The organism is Pseudoflavonifractor intestinihominis (genome assembly GCF_040096055.1).
GTDB lineage: Bacteria > Bacillota > Clostridia > Oscillospirales > Oscillospiraceae > Pseudoflavonifractor > Pseudoflavonifractor intestinihominis.
The window spans coordinates 1-1,550 of sequence record NZ_JBBMFK010000060.1; the positions used below are offsets into that span (position 1 = coordinate 1).

At 62.1% G+C, this 1,550-nt stretch carries 1 pseudogene; it reads right to left on the bottom strand.

The window, feature by feature from the left end:
• Positions 1-396 precede the first annotated feature (396 nt).
• Positions 397-1,550, bottom strand: a pseudogene (locus WMO64_RS16995) (hypothetical protein); the annotation flags it as partial.

The window sequence follows — 1,550 nt, forward strand, 5'->3', positions numbered from 1 at the left end:
TTGTAGCTGTCCATCCCATACACCCAGGGGATGGGGTCCGACTGAGTGCCAGCGTGCTCACGCTCGATGGGACGGTAGATTGCAAGCATCCCGTCTGCGTCCGGAGGCTGGTGCGCCTGCGGTGTCACAGACTGTACAACATGGTATGTTTGGCCATTGCATGTCAGGCATACCCCGGCGGAAATTTCGGTACCAGCGGCCAGCAGCTCCTCCCAGGTTGGAAGGAGATCAGGGACAGACAGGGCCACCGCGTCGGAGAGAGTGGTAGCGGAGCGCGCCATAGCTCGCATGAGGGTGACACCTTGTTCCTGCGTGCTGGGCGGGGGTGCGGGTTGGTTGGCAGCAGCCTCCCATGCCGCGATCTCCTCCGGTGTGGCGTCCCTGTATTCAGCTCCGTCAAATACTCTCAAATCGATACCCCCTCAGTACAATTCTCGTCCCGGCTTCCACATTCCCGGCCGAGTTCTTTACAGCAATCGACGGTTTCGTCCCATCCGGCGTGTACCAGGCGGCGCTTGTAGACGTCGCCATAACGGCGCCGATATTGGAATAGTTCATACTGAGGCACCACGGTTTCTCGTCTATTGGGCGTACAAAAATAATACCGCTATCCGCTCCGTGCTTGGCGATCTGAAAATTGCTCGAGAATTTCCCGTCCGATTTCCGGACAAACTCCATCAGCAGATTTCCCGACCAGCCGCTGGGCCGGTTGACCTGATAGATGTAAAAATCGTAGGACGTGGGATCGTCAACCGGAATCGCATAGGATATGACGTCCTCCTCTACGGTTACATCCCAGACCTGGCACGCCGGAGCGGAGCCCCCACCACTCGGAGGAGGCACCCAGCCGATAGGCGTAAGTACGTAATTGTCCGGCACTCCTTCTGTGGATGGCACTCCGGCCCCATGGTCACCCTGTTGGCCCTGAGGTATGCCAAGGTTTAGTACTAGGTTGGGCGTCTCGCCGGTAATGGATGCGGTCACCGCAGACCCGGCGGGCAGGGTCTCCACCTGGCCGATGGTAATATTGGGCGTCTGGCCGGGGTCGCCCGGGTCGCCTTTGCCGCCGGGGTCGCCCTGCCTGCCGGCGGGGATGCCCAGAGCAATGACAGGGGCCTCCGGCGTGCCGGAGACCTCCGCTGTGGGCGCAGCGCCTGCGGGCAGGCCGGTCACCTCCACCGAGATAGCAGGCGTGGCGCCGGTGGGGCCAACTGCGCCTCTGGGAATGGTAAACCGCAGCACCGCCGCATTTTCCGTGCCGGTGTTCTCCACGGCAGCCTGGGTTCCGGGGTCTCCGGTGACGGTCTCTCCCACTTTGATGGTGGCAGCCTTTCCGGCGGGCCCCACCGACACGTTAGGCAGGGGAAGGTTTGAGGTCACATACTCCCCCCGCTCCAGGTCCCACACCAGCCAAAAGCCCTCATCTCCGGGGACGGGCGGGTGTGCGCCCAGCTCCCGGATATTGGCCTCCATCTGGCTGAACTCGCTGGGCACCTCCGGCCAGTTGGCGTCGCCGGACAGGCTGTCCGGGATAAAAATCCGCACCTGGT